Annotated in this window: 16 protein-coding genes and 1 pseudogene; 13 read left to right on the top strand and 4 right to left on the bottom strand. The window is 51.1% G+C overall.

Features of this window, described 5'->3' with window-relative positions; translation table 11 throughout:
- The 3 genes and pseudogenes from tuf to C2M34_RS01030 form a co-directional block, all read left to right on the top strand.
- Positions 1-145, top strand: a pseudogene (tuf, locus tag C2M34_RS01020) (elongation factor Tu); the annotation flags it as partial.
- A gap of 728 nt (positions 146-873) precedes the next feature.
- A complete protein-coding gene (locus C2M34_RS01025) occupies positions 874-1,470 on the top strand; it encodes a 1-acyl-sn-glycerol-3-phosphate acyltransferase (protein ID WP_105257839.1) in 597 nt (198 codons plus the stop codon).
- A gap of 73 nt (positions 1,471-1,543) precedes the next feature.
- A complete protein-coding gene (locus tag C2M34_RS01030; protein ID WP_105257840.1) occupies positions 1,544-5,008 on the top strand; it encodes a PAS domain-containing hybrid sensor histidine kinase/response regulator in 3,465 nt (1,154 codons plus the stop codon).
- Positions 5,009-5,123: 115 nt separating this feature from the next.
- Here C2M34_RS01030 and C2M34_RS01035 read toward each other — a convergent pair whose 3' ends face one another.
- The gene (locus C2M34_RS01035) at positions 5,124-5,780 is read right to left on the bottom strand and encodes a response regulator (RefSeq protein WP_105257841.1); all 657 of its coding nucleotides are present in this window, start codon (positions 5,778-5,780) and stop codon (positions 5,124-5,126) included.
- Positions 5,781-5,911: 131 nt separating this feature from the next.
- The gene (locus tag C2M34_RS01040) at positions 5,912-8,218 is read right to left on the bottom strand and encodes a TonB-dependent receptor (RefSeq protein ID WP_105257842.1); all 2,307 of its coding nucleotides are present in this window, start codon (positions 8,216-8,218) and stop codon (positions 5,912-5,914) included.
- A 302-nt stretch (positions 8,219-8,520) separates the two neighbouring features.
- Here C2M34_RS01040 and C2M34_RS01045 point away from each other — a divergent pair, with 302 nt between their 5' ends.
- The 7 genes from C2M34_RS01045 (at position 8,521) to C2M34_RS01075 (ending at position 14,454) form a co-directional block, all read left to right on the top strand.
- Positions 8,521-9,825, top strand: coding sequence for a GntP family permease (locus C2M34_RS01045; protein WP_105257843.1), 1,305 nt, complete (start codon positions 8,521-8,523; stop codon positions 9,823-9,825).
- A gap of 12 nt (positions 9,826-9,837) precedes the next feature.
- Entirely contained in the window at positions 9,838-11,016 is a 1,179-nt protein-coding gene (locus C2M34_RS01050; RefSeq protein ID WP_199878759.1) for an E22 family MetX-like putative esterase, read from the top strand.
- A gap of 2 nt (positions 11,017-11,018) precedes the next feature.
- Positions 11,019-11,777, top strand: a complete 759-nt coding sequence (locus tag C2M34_RS01055) for a 3-hydroxybutyrate dehydrogenase (RefSeq protein ID WP_105257844.1) — start codon at positions 11,019-11,021, stop codon at positions 11,775-11,777.
- Between the two features lie 8 nt (positions 11,778-11,785).
- Positions 11,786-12,487, top strand: coding sequence for a CoA transferase subunit A (locus C2M34_RS01060; RefSeq protein WP_105215030.1), 702 nt, complete (start codon positions 11,786-11,788; stop codon positions 12,485-12,487).
- A 2-nt stretch (positions 12,488-12,489) separates the two neighbouring features.
- A complete protein-coding gene (locus C2M34_RS01065; protein WP_105257845.1) occupies positions 12,490-13,146 on the top strand; it encodes a 3-oxoacid CoA-transferase subunit B in 657 nt (218 codons plus the stop codon).
- Positions 13,147-13,311: 165 nt separating this feature from the next.
- Positions 13,312-13,524, top strand: a complete 213-nt coding sequence (locus C2M34_RS15825) for a GDCCVxC domain-containing (seleno)protein (protein ID WP_105257846.1) — start codon at positions 13,312-13,314, stop codon at positions 13,522-13,524.
- 141 nt (positions 13,525-13,665) lie between these two features.
- Positions 13,666-14,454: a TIGR00266 family protein gene (locus C2M34_RS01075; protein ID WP_105257847.1), complete on the top strand. Its 789-nt coding sequence runs from the start codon at positions 13,666-13,668 to the stop codon at positions 14,452-14,454.
- A gap of 16 nt (positions 14,455-14,470) precedes the next feature.
- Here C2M34_RS01075 and C2M34_RS01080 read toward each other — a convergent pair whose 3' ends face one another.
- Complete coding sequence (locus tag C2M34_RS01080; RefSeq protein ID WP_105257848.1) at positions 14,471-14,932, bottom strand: EVE domain-containing protein; 462 nt, start codon at positions 14,930-14,932, stop codon at positions 14,471-14,473.
- Positions 14,933-15,016: 84 nt separating this feature from the next.
- Here C2M34_RS01080 and tesB point away from each other — a divergent pair, with 84 nt between their 5' ends.
- From tesB to C2M34_RS01095, 3 genes are all read left to right on the top strand, one after another.
- Positions 15,017-15,874, top strand: coding sequence for an acyl-CoA thioesterase II (tesB, locus tag C2M34_RS01085; protein WP_105199954.1), 858 nt, complete (start codon positions 15,017-15,019; stop codon positions 15,872-15,874).
- A gap of 644 nt (positions 15,875-16,518) precedes the next feature.
- Positions 16,519-17,724 carry a hypothetical protein gene (locus C2M34_RS01090; protein ID WP_105257849.1) on the top strand — a complete coding sequence of 402 codons (1,206 nt, stop codon included), beginning with the start codon at positions 16,519-16,521 and terminating at the stop codon, positions 17,722-17,724.
- A gap of 291 nt (positions 17,725-18,015) precedes the next feature.
- Positions 18,016-19,068: an alpha/beta hydrolase family protein gene (locus C2M34_RS01095; protein ID WP_105257850.1), complete on the top strand. Its 1,053-nt coding sequence runs from the start codon at positions 18,016-18,018 to the stop codon at positions 19,066-19,068.
- A gap of 790 nt (positions 19,069-19,858) precedes the next feature.
- Here the strand turns inward: C2M34_RS01095 and plsB are convergent.
- Positions 19,859-22,306 carry a glycerol-3-phosphate 1-O-acyltransferase PlsB gene (gene plsB / locus C2M34_RS01100; RefSeq protein ID WP_105257851.1) on the bottom strand — a complete coding sequence of 816 codons (2,448 nt, stop codon included), beginning with the start codon at positions 22,304-22,306 and terminating at the stop codon, positions 19,859-19,861.
- Between the last annotated feature and the right edge of the window lie 562 nt (positions 22,307-22,868).

Below are 22,868 nucleotides of genomic sequence, written 5' to 3' on the forward strand. Positions count from 1 at the left end.
CGTAGAAATGGTAATGCCTGGCGACAACATCAAGATGACTGTTGAACTAATCTGCCCAATCGCGATGGACGAAGGTCTACGTTTCGCGATTCGTGAAGGTGGTCGTACAGTAGGTGCTGGTGTTGTAGCAACTATCGTAGAGTAATAGTTACTCTCAAGAAAAAAGGCCGCTTTTAGCGGCCTTTTTTGTGCCTGAAAGTTGAGAAGACCAGCTTCACGGCCGTGAAGGCTGAAAGCGGAAATAAGCGAGTGAACAATTTCACTCGCGCCGCTTGAAGGCGACGAGCTCTGCGAGGAGCGGGAGGGCGTACAGTAGGCAAGGCGCAGCCTTGCTAGTGTTTGTACACTCGGTGCTTACCGTGGATACCAAAAGCCGCTTCAGCGGCCTTTATCACTTCTGTAATACCTTCTACATACTCACCTTTTCCGTTAAAACTCCTCACAGCTCTCTGTGGTGCGATCTTGTCGCGTTGGCGACCCAACTAGATCTCCAATCTCAGCCTTTTTGGGTTAGCCATGACGAGCATTACCACATTGATTTTTAAGTGCCTAGTGTGTAAATGTCGTCAAAATAGAGCAAATTTGAATGTCTACTTAAAAATGATGCTGTCACCTAAAGTTAGTGTTTTCTTTATTTTTACACGACAGCATTTTAATGGAGTGCATCGCCGATGCAGTTTGGAGCAAATTTGAATGTCTAAGTGGAATTAAGTATGTCGTCTAAATTGTATGAATCTCCAATTTTGGCTGGACATTCAAATTTACTCATCCACGTTGTGTTTTAAATCATAAATTCGGTAAGAGCTTAATAAAATTGACTAAACAGCCACTTAGCGCCAATCTAACGAGATTGTCCCCGACGTTAAAACGCTTATGCCTGAGCTGAAGATCCCCACGAATATTCCCCGTACCCATAGTCGCTTTGGCCGTTGGCTGGGTACCAAGGTGCTGAACTGGTTTGGTTGGCAGGTGGTGGGGGAGTTTCCCGAGCATGGCAAGTTTGTCGCCGCGGTGGCGCCTCACACCTCAAACTGGGATTTTGTTATCGCCATCGCGGTGAAAATGCACTTGCAGGTGCGGATCCGCTTTTTAGGTAAGCACAGTATTTTTGTCTGGCCTTTGGCGCCCTTGTTACGAAAGTGGGGTGGTATTCCTGTCGACAGACGCTCTTCCCATGGCGTGGTGGCCCAGGTGAAGACTCTGTTTGATAACAGCGACGCGCTGATCCTCGGCTTGGCGCCTGAGGGCACCCGCAAATATACGCCGCAATGGAAAAGTGGTTTTCTGCATATCGCCAAGGCGGCAAAGGTTCCCGTGGTGCCCATGGCGCTGGATTACAGTAAAAAGCAGTTTGTGATCATGGCACCGTTAGAGGTTGGAGAAGATATAGATATAACCCTGGCTCAGGTAAAGGCCCTGTTTCCCGCCGAGATGGCGAAATATCCCCAGCAGGTATCGGGCATCAAGTAACACTAAAGTCAGTGGTGTTTTTACATACAGCAAGCGCTATGATGATGAGAAAATAATAATAAATTAGCCCGTTATGTTCTCGATTGGTGTGATAAGCCTGATTGCCCTGGCCTACCTTGGGGTCTTGTTCGCCGTGGCCTGGTATGCGGATAAATTCAAGCACCGCGCCAGTGCTTGGGTTTATGGTCTGTCGCTCGGGGTGTATTGTACCTCCTGGGCGTTTTACGGCACCACGGCGCAGGCCGCCAATAACGGTTGGTGGCTGGCTCCCACCTATACCGGCACCATCTTACTCTTTATATTTGGCTGGCAAATCTATACCCGCATCGCCACCATCTGTCGCCAGCAGCAACTGACCTCCATGGCCGACTTTATTGCCACCCGTTATGGTCAGTCATCCAGTTTGTCGGGCCTGGTGTCACTGATTTCGGTGATCGCCATAGTGCCCTATATCGCTCTGCAGCTAAATGCCACCAGTGCCAGTATCACTATGCTCACCGAGGTGGAGCGCGGGCAAAACGACTATTTCTATCAGGACAGTACCTTTTATATCACCCTGACCCTGGCGCTGTTTGCCATTTTATTCGGGGCGCGAAGGGTGCGCCCCAGTGAGCACAATCCGGGCTTGATGGCCTCCATCGCCTTTGAGTCCGTGGTCAAGTTGCTGGCCTTCGTCGGTGTGGGTTTATTTATTTGCTTTGGTTTGTTCGACTCGCCTCAGGCCATTTTTGCGGCGGCGCAGCAGCAGGAAATCGTGGCACAGATGCAAACCACCGCCAGCCCTGGCTATGTCTATTGGGTGCATGTCCTGCTCGGCCTGTTGGCAACCCTGTGTTTACCGCGACAGTTCCATACCGCCTTTATCGAGCATGATAACGAGCAGCAGATAAGGACCTCGCGCTGGCTGTTCCCCCTTTATCTGTTGCTGATTAACCTCTTTATTCTGCCCATCGCCTATGCGGGCCTGGTGTATTTTCAGGGTCAGGATGTGGGCTACGACACCTTTGTGCTGGCCCTGCCTATTGCCGCCGAGGCGCCCTGGGTGTCGTTGTTGGCCTTCTTGGGGGGCTTTTCTGCGGCGACCAGCATGGTGATCGTCTCCACCATAGTCTTGTCTATCATGATCACCAACGACTTTATTAACCAGTTTTTGCTGCGCCGCTCACAGCTGAGTTCGTCCCACCGCGGCCTCTCCAAGTTTAAATTACTTCAGGCGCGTCGGGTGGTGATCGTGGTGATCCTGCTACTCAGTTATGCCTGCCACCGGGTACTGGCCGAGGGTAATACCCTGGCCAATATGGGTCTGATGTCTTTTACTTTGGTGGCCCAATTTGCCCCGGCGATGATCATCGGCCTGTGGTGGTCTAAGGCCTCGTGTCGCGGCGCCCAGCTGGGTATTTTAAGCGGCTCGGCGATTTGGTTTTACACCCTGCTGTTGCCAAGCGTGTATAGCGCCCTGTATGGCGAGGCCGTCTGGCTGAACGAGGGGCCCTGGCAGATTTCCTGGTTGGCGCCCAACGATCTGTTTTCCTTGGGTCTGGAGCCTTTAACCCAGGCCGTGCTGCTGTCTTTGGGTGTAAACACATTTGTGTATTTGCTGGTGCCCTTTATCAGCGCGGCGCAGCTGGCCGAGCGCCTGCAAAGCAATAAGTTTATTCTGCGTGGCGTTGAAGAGCGTGACGCCAATATCGCCCTTAGCTATCAAGAGCTGGCGCTGCTATTACAACGTTTTAGCGAGCCGGAACGGGCCGCCGAGCTGGTAGAAAAATACTTCCCCGCCGCCCGCAATCTTTGGAAGGAGCAGGCGCCCACCACGGTGGAAGAGCGGGTCGAGCGGGAAATGTCGGCCTTGGTCGGTGGCGCCTCGGCGCGGCTGATCCTCGATGTGGCTAAGGATGAAAAACGCCAGCCCTTTGAGCAGGTGGCGGAGTTTGTCGATGAGGCCTCCCAGGTACTGCGCTTTAACCGGGATCTATTGCAGGCCACCATAGAAAACATAGAGCAAGGTATTAGTGTGGTCGACAGCGACCTCAAACTGGTGGCCTGGAATCAGGGCTATCAGGAGATGTTTGCCTATCCAAAAGACATGCTGGCGGTAGGGCGACCCGTGGCCGAGCTGATCCGCTTTAATGCCGAGCGTGGCCTGTTTGAATGCCAGCAAATCGAGGCGGAGGTAAGCAAACGCATCGCCCACCTGCGCCGTGGCAGTGCCTATAAATATCGCCGTGAGCACAATGATGGCCGGGTCTTCGAGATGCAGGGTAACCCCTTGCCCGGCGGCGGTTTTGTTACTACTTACACAGATATCAGCGACTTTGTGCAACAGCAACGAGAGTTAGAGCTGGCCAACTTGAATCTGGAAGAGAAAATAGCCGCTCGTACCAGTGAGTTGGTGGCCACTAACTATGCCCTGATAGCGGCCAAGCGTGAGGCGGAATCGGCTACCGAAAGTAAGACCCGATTTTTCGCCGCCGCCAGTCATGATCTGTTACAGCCCTTTAATGCCGCTAGTTTATTTTGCTCGCTGATGAGCGAAAAGGCGCAGGGCTCGGAATTGGCCGAGCTGGCGCAGAATATTCGCAACTCCCTGGCCAGTGCGGAGGACCTGCTGTCGAGCATCTTACAGCTCACCAAGCTGGAGTCCGGCTCCTTTAAAATCAATAATACATACTTCTCCCTGACCAGCCTGTTACAACCCCTTGCCAATGAATACGGGGCCTTGGCCAAAGACAAGGGCCTGGCATTTCGCCTGCAGGGCGCCGAGGTAATGCTGAAAACGGACAAGGCGCTGCTCAAGCGGGTGCTGAGCAACCTGTTGAGTAACGCCATTCGCTATACCGAGCGGGGCGAAATCCGAGTGCTCTGCGAGTGTCATGGTCAGCAGTTATCCATTATGGTGGAAGACACCGGTGCCGGCATAGCCAAGCAAGATCAGGAACTGATTTTTGAGGAATTTAAACAGTTGCAGGGCAAGGAGCAGGCTCAGGGCCTGGGTTTGGGACTGGCCATTAGCAAGCGTATTTGTGCCGCTTTGGATATCAATATGACGCTGGGTTCACAGCTCGGCAAGGGCACGCAGTTTACCCTGAACCTGCCATGCTCTAGCCAGGTGCAAAACATAGCGCCAGAGTTCAATGAGCTCAAAGGGCAGGATAATCAACTGGCGGGTCTGCGCATCTGGCTGCTCGACAATGATGATAACGTGTTACAGGCGCTGTCTCAGGTGCTCCAGAATTGGGGATGCAGCGTGGCGCTGGCCAATGATCAGGCGCAGTTGGCGGAGTTGGTCAATGGCGGTGACGCGGATATTCTGATTGCCGACTACCAGCTCGATGATGGCGTCACCGGCTTGCAGGTGATCCAGGCTTTAGGCTTGGAGGAGATGGCAATCGTGATCAACACCGCCAACCATGACGAGGCCATTCGTGAGCGCGTCAGTGATTGCGGTTATCCCTTGTTGTATAAGCCGCTAAAAACTCCAGCATTAAAGCGTACTTTAAAGCGCTTAAAGGCGAATCAGGAGCGGGTTAAATTGTAGGTCGGTGCTTTGCGCCGACAAAGCGAGATTCGCGCCCATTTGTCGGGCTGCTAGGTAACTGCTCCTGCGTTACCCTAATACCGCCATCCATGGCGGCAGAATCCCGACCTACAATTCAGGCTTCTTCGCTTTCGGCCACTGTGGCCATTTGCTTGAATAAAATGCCCGCCTGGGTGCGGTTGTAGACATTGAGCTTTTTCAAAATGGCCGAGACATGCTGCTTAATGGTGGTTTCCTGAATCGACATGGCATAGGCAATTTGCTTATTGAGCATGCCATCGGCGATCATGCTTAACACTCTATACTGCTGTGGCGTCAGTTTTTCCAGGTTACGGGCAAACTGGGCCTGCTCACTGTCGTCGTCGGTGCAAATTTCCGTTTGTGGCGGTAACCAGTTTTCCCCTTCGATAACCTGGGCTATGGCTTCACTGATCACATCCAGGGATGAAGACTTGGGAATATAGGCACTGGCACCGAGCGCCATGGCTTGTTCAATTATGCTGGGATGTTCATTGGCGGAGACCATGATCACCAGAATATCCGGGTATTGATTGCGCAGTCGCGCTAAGCCTTCCAGGCCTTGAGCACCGGGAATGGTGAGATCTAAAAACACCAGTTCAATCTCCGGATGGACGACAAGGGCACTAAACAGCTCCGATAGATCGCTGGCTTCTAAAATTGGCTCATCGGCCATGGCCTGAGCGGCGGCTTGTTTGAGGGCGCTGCGAAATAACGGGTGATCATCGGCGATAATGGCTTGCACACTGGGCATCCTAAGTTGACTCCATCTTCCTCGTTATAGGGGATTTTATTAGTCGCGGCAAGGGCCTGCGTTAAGTTGCATATGGAAAGGCGGCCATTTGAAACCGGGGGAGGGCTGGCCGCCTTGATACGCAAGAAAGGTTAGAAGTTATAACCCACGGTGAGCGACACGGTGCGCGGGTCACCAAAGTAGCCGATCAAGGTGTTATCGCCACCCAGACCCGGGGTGTACTTACTGACATCCGTGGGATCAGACGCATCCGGGGTGACAAACTGATAGCCGCCGATCATATATTCTTCATCCGTTAAGTTCTTGCCATGGAGGCCAACACGCCAGTGGCCGTCGCTGCTGTACCAGTTAACGCTGAGGTTAAGCAGGCCATAGCTGTCCTGGCTGAGCAGGCTGTCTTCTTCGAATAACACATAGTCGCCACGGTAGTAGTAGTTAGTGTTAAACACCCAGTCGCCGTTGTCCGTATACAGGCGATAGGTCGCACCCAGGTTAAAGGTAAGATCCGGGGTGTTTGAGATGCTAAAGCGATCCGATTTATCGAAGGTTTCGCCGCTAACAGGGTCTGTATCCAACACCTCTTCGAAATCGGAGTCGATATAGCCCATTGACGCATCAAATGTTAGGGCGTCGGTGGCGACATAGTTCAGCTCCACTTCCACCCCGTCCGCCGACGATTTACCTATATTGCCCAGACGCTGATTAAGCACCGCCGAGCTATCGCCGGGCAGTACAGAAATATACTGGCGGTCTTCATGATCTAAGGTAAAGAAGGTGATATTGGCGCGCAGGTTGTCATTCCATTCACTCTTCATACCCAGCTCGTAAGAATCCACGATTTCCGGGTTAGCCGCAGGCTCTGCACTGCTGGCTCGGGGGTTAAAGGTGCCCGATTTAAAGCCCTGAGCGTAGCTGGCGAAGAACATGATGTCGTTATTGTATTGATACTCGACGCCGACACGCGGGGTAAAGCGTGACCAATCTTCTTCATCGTCCAATACGCGATTTTCTTCAAAGTCTGGGCGTTCATAGCCGGGTACCCAGCCAGATTCTGGATAGAGGGTGGCAACTAGGGCGGTGTTATTGACGTAGGCTTCTTTCTTATCCTTGGTATAACGGGCACCCAGGGTTAATGACCATTGCTCGCTTAGATCCACACTACCCTGAATGTAGGCGGCCTTGCTGGTGGAGTTGCTGCAACCGCTAATTTCGCGGGTGAAGCTAGGGAGTGGGACGCCAACGCCCAATTTATCGAGCTGCGCGCCCACTTCTAAAATGGCATCGAATACGCCGCATGATTCACCGTCGTAATAGTACAAACCGGACACCAGCTTGTAGTTGTCGCCCTGATGGTTCAGTTGCAGCTCGTGGGTGGTTTGCTCGTCATCATAGATGGCGGGCACATCAAAAATACGTAACGCGGTATTATCAAAGTCGATATTGGTTGGCGAATAACTGTCGCGCTTCGCGCCTATATATTTAAACGAGGTGTCGTCGCTCATGTCCCAGCGTGCGGTCAGGCTATAGCCTTCCAGCTCCACCTTGTTCCAGGTCGGCATACTGGTGTAAGAGTCATAGACATCATCCGGCACCGGGGCCTCGGTCAGTATGCTGGGTAATAAGCGATAGCCGCCTTTGGCGTTGGAGTCATCATCGGTTTTATCCCAGCCGAGGCGGAAAAACAGATCTTCCGTGGGGCGATATTCCAGGGTCAGTCGCGCTGCGGTAAGATCCTTGTTGTAGTTTTCCTTATCCTGACCATCCAGATCCGACACCAGGAAATCACCAAAACCGTCGCGGTTTAAGGTGGCAAAGCCGTAACCAACGTAAAGCTGCTCGTCAATCAGTGGAATTTGCCCGGTGATCTTTAAATCGCGCTGGTTGTAGCTGCCCACAGTACCCTGGATATCAAAGGTCATATCGCCGGTCATTTCCTTGGTGACATACTTCACCGCGCCGCCAATGGTGTTTTTACCGTAGAGTGTCCCCTGAGGGCCACGTAATACTTCAATTTGCTGGACATCCAATAAATCCAGTACTGCACCCTGAGGGCGAGCCACGTAGACATCATCTATGTAGATACCCACACCCGGCTCATAACCCCACAGCGGGTCCTGCTGACCTACACCGCGAATAAAGGCGGTGATGGTGGAGTTGGTGCCGCGGCTGGCCTGCAAGGTGGTGTTGGGTGAAAACTGCTGCACCTCGGTCATCACCGAAATACCGTTTTCCTGTAGTTGCGCGGCGCCGATTGAGGTCACGGCCACCGGTACCTCTTGCAGGTTCTCGACCGTTTTACGGGCGGTAACCTCGATGCGTTCCAGCTCGGCTTTTTTTACTTCTTCTTCTGCCAAGGCCGTTGGGCTTGCCAGTGCACTTGTGAGTGCCGCCCCAATCGCTAAGGCTAGACTAGAGCGGCGTAGACTGTATGTGTTCATCCTGTATCCCCTGTTATTGTCGTTGTCCGTGCGCCGGTATTGTTATGGGTCGTCACGGTATGGGTTTGTTTTAAAAATATTAATTAACTGTGACTTTAGGGGAAAAATGCGACGAGGGGGTTAGTACCTTAGTACTATCGCCGCTACAGCCCTTTATTTATGGGGTATAGAGCAATTCTATAACCTTAGTACTATGTATTTTAACGGATTGTGGGGCCACACTGATTGCCAGTGTTGTTAACAGAAACAGCTGCTATGCTAGCTCTGATAACTAAAACAATAATAATTCGAGGAGCACTTCTATGCTCAGTATGATTGGCCTTATCGGCGGTCTGGTACTACTTATCATTCTTACCCTGCGCGGCGTAAACCTGTTTATTGCCGCCCCCTTGTGTGCCCTGTTGGTGGCGCTGAGCGGCAAAATGGCGCTCTTTCCCGGTGAGAATGTGTCTTTAGACTTTGTCAGCACTTATATGAACGGCTTTGCCGGTTTCCTCAGTGCCTGGTTCTTTATGTTCTTGCTCGGCTCCCTGTTCGGCAAGTTTATGGAAGACAGTGGCGCCGCGGACAGCGTTGCCCGTGCCATAGTCAACAAGCTAGGCATGAAGCACGCGGTACTGGCCGTGGTGATTGCCTGTGCGGTACTGACCTATGGTGGTGTCAGCGTCTTTATCGTCGCCTTTTCCGTGTATCCCATGGCCTTGAGCCTGTTTAAAGACGCCAACCTGCCACGGCGCTTTATTCCCGCGACCCTGGCCTTTGGCTCGGTGACCTTTACCATGACCTCGGCGGGCTCGCCGGAGATTCAAAACTGGATCCCCATCAAATATCTGGGCACCTCGCCCTATGCGGCCTGGGAAGTCAGTTTGTTCGTTGCTGTGTTTATGGCCATCGCCGGTTACTGGTGGCTGAAGAAGATGATCACCAAGGCGGTAGCTAACGGCGAGTGTTTCGAGGCTCGTGAAGATGATCCGGAAATTCCCGAGCGCGACTATCCGCACCCAATCACCGGGGTGATCCCGCTGCTGGTGGTGCTGCTTTTATCCTTCACCTTGCACGATGTATTTCAGCAAAGTGCGTTGATTGTGGCGCTATTAGGCGGCGTTCTGACGCTATTGATCATCAACTTCAAGCATTTCCACAATCTAGCGGGGGCCATTAACGAAGGCACAACCGGGGCGCTGGTGGCCATAGGCAACACCAGTGCCGTGGTGGGCTTTGGTGCGGTGGCCAAAAACACCGAGGCATTTCAGGTGGCGGTGGAAGTCATGACCAATATGCCGGGCAACGAATTGCTCGGCGCGGCAGTGGCCGTTAGTGTGATTGCCGGTTTGACCGGCTCGGCATCAGGCGGTCAGGCCATAGCCCTGCCGTTAGTAGCGCCTCATTACCTGGATGCCGGTGTTAACCCGGAGCAATTACACCGGGTGGTGGCGATCAGTTCCGGGGCATTGGATACCTTGCCGCACAACGGTTATGTGGTGACCACTATCCGTGCCATCTGTAAAGAGACGCACCAGCGTGCCTACTGGTCTATGGCCGCATTAACGGCCGTGGTGCCGCTGATTGGCGTTGCCCTTGCATTAGCCCTATTTATCTTATTTTAAGGAATGAACAAGATGTCTATGTTACGAGTTATTGGTGTTGTCTTAATTGTTGTAAGCCAGTGGGCCTGGGCCCAGGGTGAGCCCCTGCTGGTGGAAAAACAGCGTTTCGCCTTTGCAAATTACACCACGGAGTCGGGCGTCACCTTGCCCGAGGTGCAGGTGGGGTGGGAGAGCTACGGCACCCTAAATGAAGCCAAGGACAATGTGATTTTGATCACCCATTTCTTCTCTGGCACCTCCCATGCGGCGGGTAAATACAGCGCGGATGATGCTTTGCCCGGGTATTGGGATGCCATTATTGGTCCGGGTAAGGCCATAGACACCAACAAGTTTTTTGTGATCAGCTCGGACACCCTGGTTAACGCCAACTGGCACGATAAAAACGTGATCACCACGGGCCCGGCCTCCATCAATCCGAAAACCGGTAAGCCCTATGGCCTGGATTTCCCCGTGGTCACCATAGGCGACTTTGTCGAAGTGCAAAAACGTTTGCTCGACAGCCTGGGGATTGAAAAGCTCCACGCCGTTATTGGTGCATCCATGGGCTCTTTCCAGGCGCTGGAGTGGTCGGTGCGTTACCCAGACAAGGTTGAGCGACTGGTTCATGTGATTGGTGCGGCGAAAATGGATGCCTGGACGGTACCTGCGCTGGAGAAGTGGGCCTTGCCTATTCGCCTGGACGCAAACTGGAATAACGGCAATTACTATGAGGGTGACCGCCCGCTGGCCGGTGTAACCGCCACCATGCTTAACATCACCCAGGACGCCATGCACCCGGAAAGTTATAAGGCCAGCTTCCCAAACTTTAAAGTGCAGGACGAGGGCGCGAAAAAAGACATACGCACCCTGCCAGCCATTAACCAGACCCTGCATGAGCGTGCCCTGGCTCGAGCGCAAACTCAGGATGCCAACCATATTCTCTATTTAGTGCGCGCCTCGCAACTATACAGCGCCGGCATGCAGGAAGACCTAAACGCGGCGGCACAAAAGGTTCAGGCTAAGGTACTGCTTATGCCCGCCAGTAACGACTTGTTGTTACGCCCAGGCCCGGTGCACGCGTTTGCCAAGCTGCTTAAAGAGCAAGAGAAAGATGTGAAAATCGAGGAAATTGAGGGTATCTGGGGTCATCTTGACGGTATTTTTTCCATTCAAACCAAGGCCCAGGTGATCACCGAATTCTTAGCGGAGTAATTATGAGCAAACGAATTTTAATTACCGGTGCCGCCAGTGGCATTGGCCGCTATGTGGCGGAGCATTTGGGCAAACAAGGGCACGAGATCTTACTGACCGATCTCGATGGTGAGCGTGCCAAGGCCGAGGCCGAAATGCTCCAACAGCAGGGCATTCGTGCCCAGGGCCTGGCGCTGAATGTGGCGGATCTTGCTTCCCTCGGGGACTTTATTGCCAGGCAGCCGACCATAGATGTGCTGATCAATAACGCCGGTGTTCAATACGTTGAGCGTCTAGACGACTACCCCTTGGATAAATGGCAGCTGTTGCAGGATGTGCTGCTCAATGGCCCGGCCATGCTCACCAAGGCGGTGCTCCCGGCGATGCGAGAGCAAAACTTTGGTCGCATTATCAATATCGGCTCCATCCATGCCCAGGTGGCCTCCAAGTATAAGTCGGCCTATGTGTCGGCCAAGCATGGCCTTATTGGTTTGGGCAAGGTGCTGGCGCTGGAAACCGGGGATGTGGATATCACGGTCAATACCATTTGCCCGGCCTATGTGAAAACACCCCTGGTCGAGGCGCAAATAGCCAGCCAGGCCAAACAACATGGCATCACGGAGCAGGAGGTGATCGACACCATAATGCTGGCCCCCATGCCTAAAAAGGCCTTTATCGGCCTGGATGAAATCGCCCACACCCTTGACTTTTTAATGGCGGATGCGGCGCGCAATATTACTGCCCAAGCCATCGCCCTTGATGGCGGCTGGACGGCGCAATAGGAGAGAAGATGGCAGGTTTTAATAAGGTAGTGAACAGCTACGGTGAAGCTATGGCGGGCCTCGAAGACAATATGACGGTGATCGCCGGCGGTTTTGGCCTTTGCGGTATTCCCGAGGGCTTGATTAAAGAAATCAAAAACAAGGGCACCACCGGCCTAACAGTGGTTTCCAATAACTGCGGCGTCGATGGCTTTGGTTTAGGCATATTGCTTGAAGATAAGCAGATCCACAAAATGGTGGCCTCTTATGTGGGTGAAAACGCCCTGTTCGAGCAGCAATTGCTGAGCGGTGAGCTGGAGGTGGAGTTAACCCCTCAGGGCACCTTGGCGGAGAAAATGCGTGCCGGTGGCGCCGGCATCCCCGCGTTTTACACCGCAACCGGAGTAGGCACAGTGGTGGCCGAAGGCAAGGATATCAAGCAGTTTGCTGGCCGCGACTATGTGCTTGAGCCCAGTATTGTCGGCGACTTTGCCATAGTGAAGGCGTGGAAGGCGGATCGCTACGGCAACTGCATCTATCGTCATACGGCGATGAATTTTAACCCCATGGCCGCCACCGCTGGCAAGATCACCGTGGTTGAGGCGGAAGAAATCGTCGAGCCCGGGGAACTGGAGCCCAGTCAAATTCACACCCCGGGTATTTATGTACAACGCGTGATTCAAGGTCAGTTTGAAAAGCGCATCGAAAAACGTACGGTGCGAGGAGCATAACCATGGCACTGACACGAGAGCAAACGGCGCAGCGCGTCGCCCAGGAATTACGCGACGGTTATTATGTGAACCTCGGCATAGGCATTCCTACCCTGGTTGCCAACTTTGTGCCCAAAGGCATAGATGTGATGCTGCAATCGGAAAACGGCTTGCTGGGCATGGGCGAATATCCGCTTGAGGCACAAGTGGATGCGGACATGATCAATGCGGGTAAGGAAACCGTGACCGCCCGCACCGGTGCCGCGATTTTTAACTCCGCCGAAAGCTTTGCCATGATCCGCGGTGGTCATGTGGACTTAACCGTGTTGGGCGCTTTCGAAGTGGATCAAAACGGCAACATCGCCAGTTGGATGATCCCCGGCAAGCTGGTCAAAGGCATGGGCGGGGCCATGGATCTGGTGGCCGGCGCCAAAAATATTATCTGTACCATGACCCATGCCAGCAAGCATGGCGACTCAAAACTGCTGACCCAGTGTTCGCTGCCGCTGACGGGCGTGGCGTGTATCAATAAGGTGATCACCGACCTGGCGCTGCTGGAAATCAAGGACGGTGCGTTTCACCTGCTTGAGCGCGCTCCCGGCGTGAGTGTGGAAGAAATTAAAGCCAAAACCCAGGGCAAGCTCATCTGCCCGGAACAGGTGCCTGAGATGCAGTTTTAGGTTTCTCCCGATTCTAAATTGCACGACCAAACACCCAGCTAGCCTGTTATGCTGGGTGTTTTTTATGAATTCATCACAAACCGACACAAACGCAAGCTGAGGGGTTTCAAGCAGGAGGTGTGCTAAGGTTTAAGGGCTATTAACCAAGATGCGACAGAGATCTAAATGAATAATGTCATTCTCGAGTCTGTTATCACTTGCCCAGCGTGCGGCGCAAAAAAGCAGGAAACCATGCCAACGGATGCGTGCCAATTTTATTATGAGTGCACGTCTTGCCACACTCTGTTAAAGCCTTTACCCGGTGACTGCTGCGTGTATTGCTCATATGGCTCGGTTAAATGCCCACCGATACAAAAAGAGGGCAGGTGCTGCGGTTAATAACACTCAAATCAAATCGGGCAGCGATTGCCACGGCTACAGCCTAGATCCCCCCCTTGTAAAAGCTGCTTACATTTTATTCGATGCACTGAATGTGCATTTAGGTCATGCTAGGTCCATCAAGAAAAAGGAGAAAGCACAATGCGATGTCATGAAGTTGATTATGAAATTATCGGCCATTCGATGCAGATGGTGGAAGTGGAACTGGACCCGGGTGAGGCGGTGATCGCCGAAGCGGGGGCGATGAACTACCTTGAAGACGGCATTCAATATGAAGCCAAAATGGGTGATGGCTCGCAGGTCAATCAAGGCTTTATGAGCAAGTTGTTCAGTGCCGGTAAGCGCATGATCACAGGTGAATCCCTGTTTATGACCCACTTTACCAATCAGGGCATGGGTAAAAAACGCGTTGCCTTTGCCGCTCCTTTCCCGGGCAGTATTGTGCCCTTAAATATGGCCGAGCTGGGTGAGCAGGTGTTCTTACAAAAAGACTCCTTCTTGTGCGCGGCACTGGGCACCGAGGTCAACATCGCCTTTCAGCGTAAATTAGGTGCCGGTTTCTTTGGCGGCGAAGGTTTTATTTTGCAGCGCTTGAAAGGCGACGGCATGGCCTTTGCCCATGCCGGCGGCACTGTGGTTGAGAAACAGCTTAATGGTGAAACACTGCGTCTCGATACCGGTTGTGTGGTTGGCTTTACCGGTGGTATCGAATTTGATATCGAGCGGGTGAAGGGGTTACGCTCCATGTTCTTCGGCGGTGAAGGCTTGTTCCTCACCACGCTGCGCGGCCATGGCACCGTGTGGATTCAAAGCTTACCCTTCTCACGACTAGCAGATCGTGTGCTTGAACATGCTCCAAAAGTGGGAGGTGCACGCCAAGGCGAGGGCTCAGTCCTTGGCGGTATCGGCGATATGATAGGCGGCGATTAATTCACGCCGCCTCATCTTACTTACTGGCAATGCCGCACAGGTATTGCCATTCTTCCTCGGTAACCGGCATCACGGACAAGCGCCCGGATTTTTTCAGCGTCAGCTCTTCGATGGCCGGGTCGGCCTTAATAGCCTGTAAGGTCACCGGCTTGTTAAACGTTTGCCGGTATTGCACGTCGACACTAAACCAGCGCGGCGCCTCGGCCGTGGCTTTAGGGTCATAGTAATCGCCATTGGCATCATATTGTGATGGATCCGCATAGGGGCCGTTCACTATCTCGGCCACGCCGACTATGGCCGGTACCTTGCAGCTTGAATGATAGATAAACACCTTGTCGCCCACCTTCATGCCATCGCGAATAAAATTACGGGCCTGATAATTACGTACGCCATCCCACACCGTGGTGCCGTTCGGCGCCGCTTTTAGGTCTGCTAATGAAAATGCATCGGGCTCTGTTTTGAGTAGCCAATAAGCCATGTTGGGTCCTGTGCTGAGCTAGGTAATCGGGTTCATTGTATAGTATTATCATTGTATTAGCTGCAATGTGGAAATGAGGACACAATGAGCCAAGCACTAGATAATTTACTATCCCTGTTAAAACTGGAAGAAATCGAGTTGGGCCTGTATCGCGGTGCCAGCCAGGACCTGGGTTTTAAGGCTGTTTTTGGCGGTCAGGTTATGGGTCAGGCACTCTCGGCGGCGAAGGAAACCCTGCCCGAAGGGCGCGTGGTGCATTCCCTGCATTCCTATTTTTTACGCCCCGGCGATGCCTCGCGTCCCATTGTGTATGATGTGGAAAACATCCGCGACGGTAAGAGCCTGAGCACCCGCCGTGTCAGTGCCATTCAGTACGGCAAACCGATTTTCTATATGACCGCCTCTTTCTCCGGCGACGCCCAGGGCCTGGAACACCAAAGCACCATGCCGGATGTGCCGGCACCGGAAGGCCTGCGTTCGGCATTGGAATTTTACCAAGAGCATGCGCACCAAATTCCCGAGCCCATTCGTAACAAGTTTATCAGCGAAAAGCCCATCGACATGCGCCCGGTGAATTTCCAAAACCCCTTTAAGCCGCAGGTGGCCGAGCCGATTAAGCATATCTGGTTTAAGACCAATGGCGAGATGCCGGATGACCAGCGTATTCACAACTATTTGCTGGCCTATGCGTCGGACTTCGAGTTTTTACCAACGGCACTTCAGCCGCACGGTAAGTCCTTTATGCACCCAAAAATGCAGGTAGCCACTATCGATCACTCCATGTGGTTCCACCGTCCATTCCGCATGGACGAATGGATGCTCTACAGCGTGGACAGCCCCAGCGCCAGCTGTGGCCGCGGCCTGGTACGCGGCCAGTTCTTTGACCGCAAGGGCAATCTGGTTGCTTCTACCATTCAAGAAGGTGTGATGCGCGAGCGCTAGGGGGTTAAAACTGCTGCGCTCATCATGACGGCGTTAAAAATCGCTTTAAAGTCCTCATTTACACCCAGTAAACTGCGGCTTTTTAGCGATTTTTGCCTTGTACTGACTTCGCTCGTTACGTTTTGTGAGTGCATTGTTATGTTACGAGCCGTCGACAGTGGCGTTTTTGTAGGTCGGTGCTCTGCGCCGACAGCGCTGGTTATTGACATAACTTGTCGCGTTGGCGACTTCAAGTCAGAGGAAATGCTATTAACTTGGGTGTGAGCAATTCATCCATGAAGCACTTCTCCTGTCGGCATCCATGTCTCCACCTCTTCGCACAGCGAAGCTTTGCTTCGAACGCTCGTCGCCCAACGCGACAAGATCTATCAGCGACCACCGCTGTCTGCAGTTCGACAAACAAAACCGCCATAGCCAGGCTAAAGCCTGACTTACAAACTCAAAAGGCATGCGCGACTTATCACGTAGCCACCACAGTGCTTTTTCCTTGATAGCTCTGATGTCGCCAAAGTGTTGCGCGGCATACAAATGGAGTTATGTGCCAAAATCAGGGGTAAGTTTACATATGGTTGATATTTATGCTATCAAACAAGGGAGGCTAGGAGTGCTGGCTTTTTGTTAACAATAAAAAAGGGAATTTTTATATGACACTTAGTAATTCTATATCCCACCCCATTGTATTTTTAGCATTGTGCTTATTTCACTTCCCCGCATACGGGCAAACGTCTGATAGGAATGTAAAAAGTGCACAGATTGGTTTTTGTGAAAATTGCACTGATACGGAAGTCATCAACCTAGTCAAAAGCTGGTCTAAACCACACTCAAATCCGACTCAATGCACTGGTGGACTTGGAGTTGGTGATTGTCAGCTCAATGATGACAATCTTGAGGTGCACTGGTTTTATGTAATAGATACAGCAAATAACAAGAAATATAAGTATGTCGCTAATGTGTATCCCTTTACTGAGGTCTTAATCCCTCAAAGTAACTATTTGGCTAAGGATGATATTAGTTTCATGGAGAGTGTTGAGCAGTACTTCAAGCGCTTGAATGTAGCAATTGACGATATGCAGACAGTTTCCCATCAATTTTTGCCAGCATCACTTTTAAATTCGAATTTATACGGTACTTCCATAGGTGTTGATAACAATTTGTCGAGCACTCAATCAAGCGATCCTGGCCTAGAAATAAATTGTGCATTAAAGGAAAACCAGTCTCAGTTCTACGGGCTATTTGTGAATGATAGATCTGGGTTGTATGACCTAAAAAAGCGTGCAAACGATTTTTTTAAGAATAACTTTGATGAGGTAGCATCTTGGGATTTTAGCGCTACTTTGGCACTGGATGGGGTGTTAAAACGTATTATGGCGCAGGGTGAAGTCGGGATGAAACGAACAGAAAAGGAACCTGTTATTCCGCAAATCTATGTGGTTGAGCTTAATGGTGGGCAGGGAGGAAGAATCGTGTTTGATATTGCTTTCCCTAAAAAGGGTATTGTCAGCACAGCTATCATGAAATTCAATGAGGAATGGTCTCAAGATGCCCAAGGCCAAACCATAAATCAGAGTATTGCGCGACTCAAAGAAGGGAGAGTAGGTTTTATAAAAAATCCATGTGATGCGCAAGCCTTAGCTAAATTGGCGGTGCAGAATGGTTACGCTCCAAGCTCTTCTGCGGGGGGAGGCGGTGCAGGTGTTATAGGTGAAGATTGGGCTCCGGGAAACCAATTGCCATATTATTACACCGAAGCCAGATATATTTATACGGTTATTCGTCAACCTGACGGCTCGACTTATATAGATGTACAGACTCAGTTCCAGGAAAAGGTGACTAGAATAGGATGCGATTGAAGCCTGTTAAAAATCTGAGATCGAAAGCGCGAATCTAAACGGGAAGCGGTGATACCTGTTAGTTTGGTGGGGCTTGACTTGGTTTTACAGCGCTGTAATTGCGTGCAATAAAAAAATTAATATAACTTTTTGATATTATTTGACTTGATGGTAAAAGGCTGGCTGGGAGAGTTACGCTAAAACGTAATAAAAAGCTAGTTCTTGCTAGATGCAAGACCTGACCCCGATATATTCGACTTTAAGTGGTAGTAAAATTACTTTGCTACCACTTAAATTTTGGATGAATGTAAAATGACGATCTTGTATAAAAAAATATATTTGCTGATTTTTTTATTTTGTTCAATGAGTTCTGAAAGCTTGTTAGCAAATGAGTATGCATCTTTTATTAAAGACAAAAGTTTTCAAGATCTAAATCATGAATCAATAATAAGAAAAGGCCATTGTTTGAGTGGTTTATTTAACAATTATAAAGACTGGAGAGAAAAACTTGTCGCTCTTGGAAGAGTTACTGACATAGAATTTGAAAAAAGACTGACTGAAAAAGAGTATGACTATTACAAGTCATCAGTGAACTGTGCTTCTATTATTTATAAAGTTCAAAATTATTATGTTCGCGGTTTTGTTCTTTATCCAAAAGAGCAAAGGCTTTCTAGGTTACCAGCTATTGTTTTTAACCGAGGAGGCAGTGATTTGCATCGCCATACATTAAAGGTTGGGGATTTATTTTTACTACCGTACCAGCTTGCGGCAGCTGGAAATGTTGTCATTGCCAGCCAGTACGGTGGCGCTCAAGTTTGGCCTGAAGATAGAGAGTTTGAAATTGGAGTAGATGAATTTGGCGGGCAAGAATTACAAGACGTGCTTGCTTTAGTGTCAATTTTAAAGTCAATGCCAATGGTAGACATTGAAAAGCTGGGAATGGTTGGCTGGAGTCGAGGCTCTATGATGTCTATGTTGGCATTAAAAAACGGTGAAAAAATAAAAAGCATGGTTATAGGTGGATCATTGGTTGATTTATCTGCAACGGTAAAAGAAAGGCCTGAGTTTGAACAGCAGGTTTTAAAAAGGTTAATTCCAATGTACGCAAATAATAAAGACAAGGAGCTTTTTAATCGTTCTGCAATCAATTGGTATAAAGAGTTGCCTAGCATTCCACTTCTTATGCTGCATGGAGAAGATGACCAATATGTAAATCCAGAGCATGCAAGGCTATTTCATTCGTTATTTTCAGAGCAAAATAAACAAGCTAAATATATTGAATATCCAAATGGATCGCATACCTTGATAGAGCAGAGTGATAAGGTTCAAAGAGAAATAATTAACTGGTTTGCGAATACTCTTTGATTTAAAGGCGGTAAGAGCTTTACGTGCTTCGCGAGTTAATATTGCATGAAGGGGTTAGGCCTTGTTTTTTGCACATTGTGCATATTGGGCAGTTCAAAACCGGACCCTCTTAGACTTTTGCTGTCCATGGCGGCAAAGCCTCGCCTACAACCACAAACTCCAACCCACCTCAAGAACTCCGGAGTGTCGGGGCGCCTTTGGGGGCTGTCGCCACCGCGACAATATCTTTTAAATTAACACCGCTGTCGGCGCAGAGCACCGACCTACAAACCGCAGTCGGCGACCAGACAAAATCAATATGCCCGCAAGGCTAAAGCCTCGCCTACAACTACAAACTCCAACCCATCTCATGAACTCCGAAGTGTCGGTGGATTCCCCTTACATTGCATCCGAAACGTGATGCGAGAAGAGTAATCGCCAGCACGACGCTGGCGAAAACATGCCCAGGGCATGGACGCCCTGTGCATGTTGGTTACGTTCATTTCTCGTAGCGCGTTGAGGAAAGAATGCAATGTTGGGGCGCCTTGGGGTTCCAAGGGGCGACGAGTGACCGAAGCATTGCTTCGCAGCACTCAGAGGTGGAGGCATGGATGCCGTAACTTCGTCACGAACAGGGACCCGCCTTCGGGATGAATTACTTGCACCCAAGCAAATTTTCCCTCTTTAGGTGCCGCCTCCGGCCTTTCGCTGGCTCAAGGCGTTCGCTTGCTAAAAATAGTTCACCGGACTCTTTTCTTAACGCGCTCACCCACCGCGACAAGATCTAACAGAAGCCATTCGGTCGTCAGGCCTAAGCCTGACCTGCATGCATCGCCGCTATGGCATCACTAATCGACTGCCACAACCTGGCCGGCAGCAACTGCTGCAGATCCTGATAGAGGGCGACCAGCTCGTCGGTATGGGCGAGGGCGTTGTCGCGCTGATGCACCAAGCCCTGCTCTTTAAGGCTGGTAATAAAGCCGGTCAGTACCTTCTTATCGAAGAATTCCGGGCTCTTAATGCCATGCAAGGTGCCCAGGCGGTTAGCGACTACGGCGCCTTCTTTTTCCAGCTCAGATGGGCTCATATCGCCGCTTTGGCTTAATAAGCCTATAACTATGGCGTAGCGCAGCAGGGTGTGGTGTACCACCTTGCCGAGCATTTCCAGCGTGGCCTGGTTGTCACCCGCTTTGATCACTTCTAGCTGCTCGCCATGCTGGCGAATAAGGCCCTGTTCGGCAAAGCTGGCGATAATCTTGTCGATGTAGTCGTCGTTCAGCTCGGGCAGGAACCATTCCTTGGCAAACAAGGGGTAAAGGCGTTTAACCTGTGCCTTGCACTCGCTAACAGTAATGCCGTGGTGGTTAAACAGCTGCTGGGCGATAACGCTGGGCACGGCAAACAAATGCAGCACATTGTTGCGATAGTAGTTAAACAGGGTGCGCTCTTTTTCTTTAATGGCGATGATGTCGCCAAACGGGTCATTGACCACGTCAAACTTATTGAGCGTTAGCGCGTGCTCAAGCAGCTCTAGACTGCTTTGCTCGGGCAGGGTTAGCTTGTCGCTGAGCGGCGCGTCGCGGTGCAGGCGCAGGTAGAAGTCCATCTGCTCCAACAGTTGCGACTTACTGAGCGCAAACTGATCATTTGTCAGCAAGATGGTGGCCAGCAGGTTTACCGAGTTCAACGCTGCGGCGCTGTTGATATTCATCATAATTTCGTCGGCCAGATTGCTGACCTGTTTACCCAGCCAGGCGGGTTTTTGCACATCCGTGGGATGAATCGCCTCGCGCCAGTCAGGCTGCTGTTCATTAAGGAACTGGTTGATATTGATGGGGGCGCCAAAGTTCACATTGCCGCGACCATAGTTCTTAAGGTTTTTAATGGCCTTAAAAATACCCAGCACCGACTCGTTCTTTTTATTGTCGCCGGCCAGTTCTTTTAAGTAGGTGTTGATCTCCATCACATGCTCATAGCCGATATACACGGGCACTATGCTGATGGGGCGGTCAATGCCGCGTAGCATGGCCTGCAGGGTCATGGCCAGCATGCCTGTTTTTGGTGGTAACAGGCGACCGGTGCGGCTACGCCCACCTTCGGTGTAGAACTTCACCGAGTAACCCTTAATAAAGAGCTGGCTCAGGTATTCCTTAAACACTGCCGAGTACAGCTTATTACCGCTGAAGGAGCGGCGAATAAAGAAGGCGCCGCTGCGGCGGAATATGGGCCCGGCGGGGAAGAAATTCAGGTTAATACCGGCGGCGATATGCGGCGGCACCAGACCCTGGTGATAAATTACATAGGTCAGCAGCAGGTAATCCATATGGCTGCGGTGGCAGGGCACATAGATGATCTCATGACCCTTGTCGGTCAGCTCGCGCACTTGCTCGGCATAGTTCACATCGATGCCGTTATAAAGCTTGTTCCACAGCCAGGTAAGAATGCGGTCGCCAACACGCACCATGGCATCCGAGTAGTGGGCGGCGATCTCATCGAGCAGACGCAGGGCGTTTTGACGCGCTTCTTCATGGCTCAAGCCCTTCGCCTTGGCTTCATCGGCAATGGCTTTTTTAATGGCGGGTGAGGCCAGCAGAGAGTTAAACAGGGCTTCGCGCGACGGCAGTTTGGGGCCGGTGGCGGCGAGCTTTTGGCGACGGAAATGCACCCGGGCCACGCGCAGCAGTTTTTGCGGCAGCTCGTCCTTATCGCCCTTATCGTGCACCAACTGGGTTAAATCCAGGGGCTGACTAAAGCGAATAAGGTTATCGCGACCGGAAAACAAGACCACAAAAAACTTGCGGAATCGGCTTGGCGTCAGGGAATGAGAGATCAGCGTGCCTAAGCCCGGCTTTTCTTTACCCGGGTTGCGGCCCCAAAGAATGGTGACCGGAATAATCTGGATTTTTTGCTCTGGCTGTTTGGCCAGGGCATCGAAAATCGCCTTGCCCTGCTGCAGGGCGCAACTGGGACGGCTTTTATTACCAAATAAAGGTGGCGGATTCTGAATACCGATAAAGCGCGGCAGCTCGGTGTCGGCCAGATTCTGCTCCTGAGTTGGGTCGGGTAAACCCAGTTTGCGGCATACCTTAGCCAGGGCGGCGATATCAAGGCGCGAGTTTAAGCGGCCAATGTAGAAGGTCGGTACCGAGGTATCGAGCTCAAAGTCGGCGATCGGCTGCTGCGGCAGCACCTTGGATCGGACACAAATGGCATTTAAGCAGCGGGCCAGAAAGTCGACGCTGCGGTTTAAAATCTTCATTTATACTCACTCGCTTAACCACATTACCAAGGGGCAATAACAGATCAGGTAATGTCGAATACCAATTAATTAATACCTTGCACCATCCAGCGCGTTAAACGACGTCCTGGCTTGGTTAAAAATTATTTATACAGAACAACTATATACCATAATTTTAGCCTTGCTATCCTGCATCTCTATCCGACGCTATGGCCGCTTACTTTATTAATGCAATTGGTATCAGAAAACACAAAAAAGGGCGTAAATGATACCAAGTTATAACTGGACTGACCATTTCTGTAAGCCGACTTTGCGCCTGACCTGAGCTTGCGCCCTAAAGGTGTCGCCTAGCTTTATCGCTATGAGATATTTCGCGGTATACAAAATGATCAGGCCTTAAGCTTGCTGTCAGTTAAAAATCTAGATAATTACGACTAATGGTTGCGATAAACGCACCAGGCTCGGTATTTAGTCGTATCCCTGAGGCTGAATTCTGTGTTACGGCAGGCAAGAAGGATGGATACGCGGCGCTTGTCGAGCATTTCGTCCTTCTTGTCCACTGTACCCATCCCCCGCTGAAAAA

Source organism: Pseudoalteromonas sp. T1lg88 (assembly GCF_002964765.1).
GTDB lineage: Bacteria > Pseudomonadota > Gammaproteobacteria > Enterobacterales > Alteromonadaceae > Pseudoalteromonas.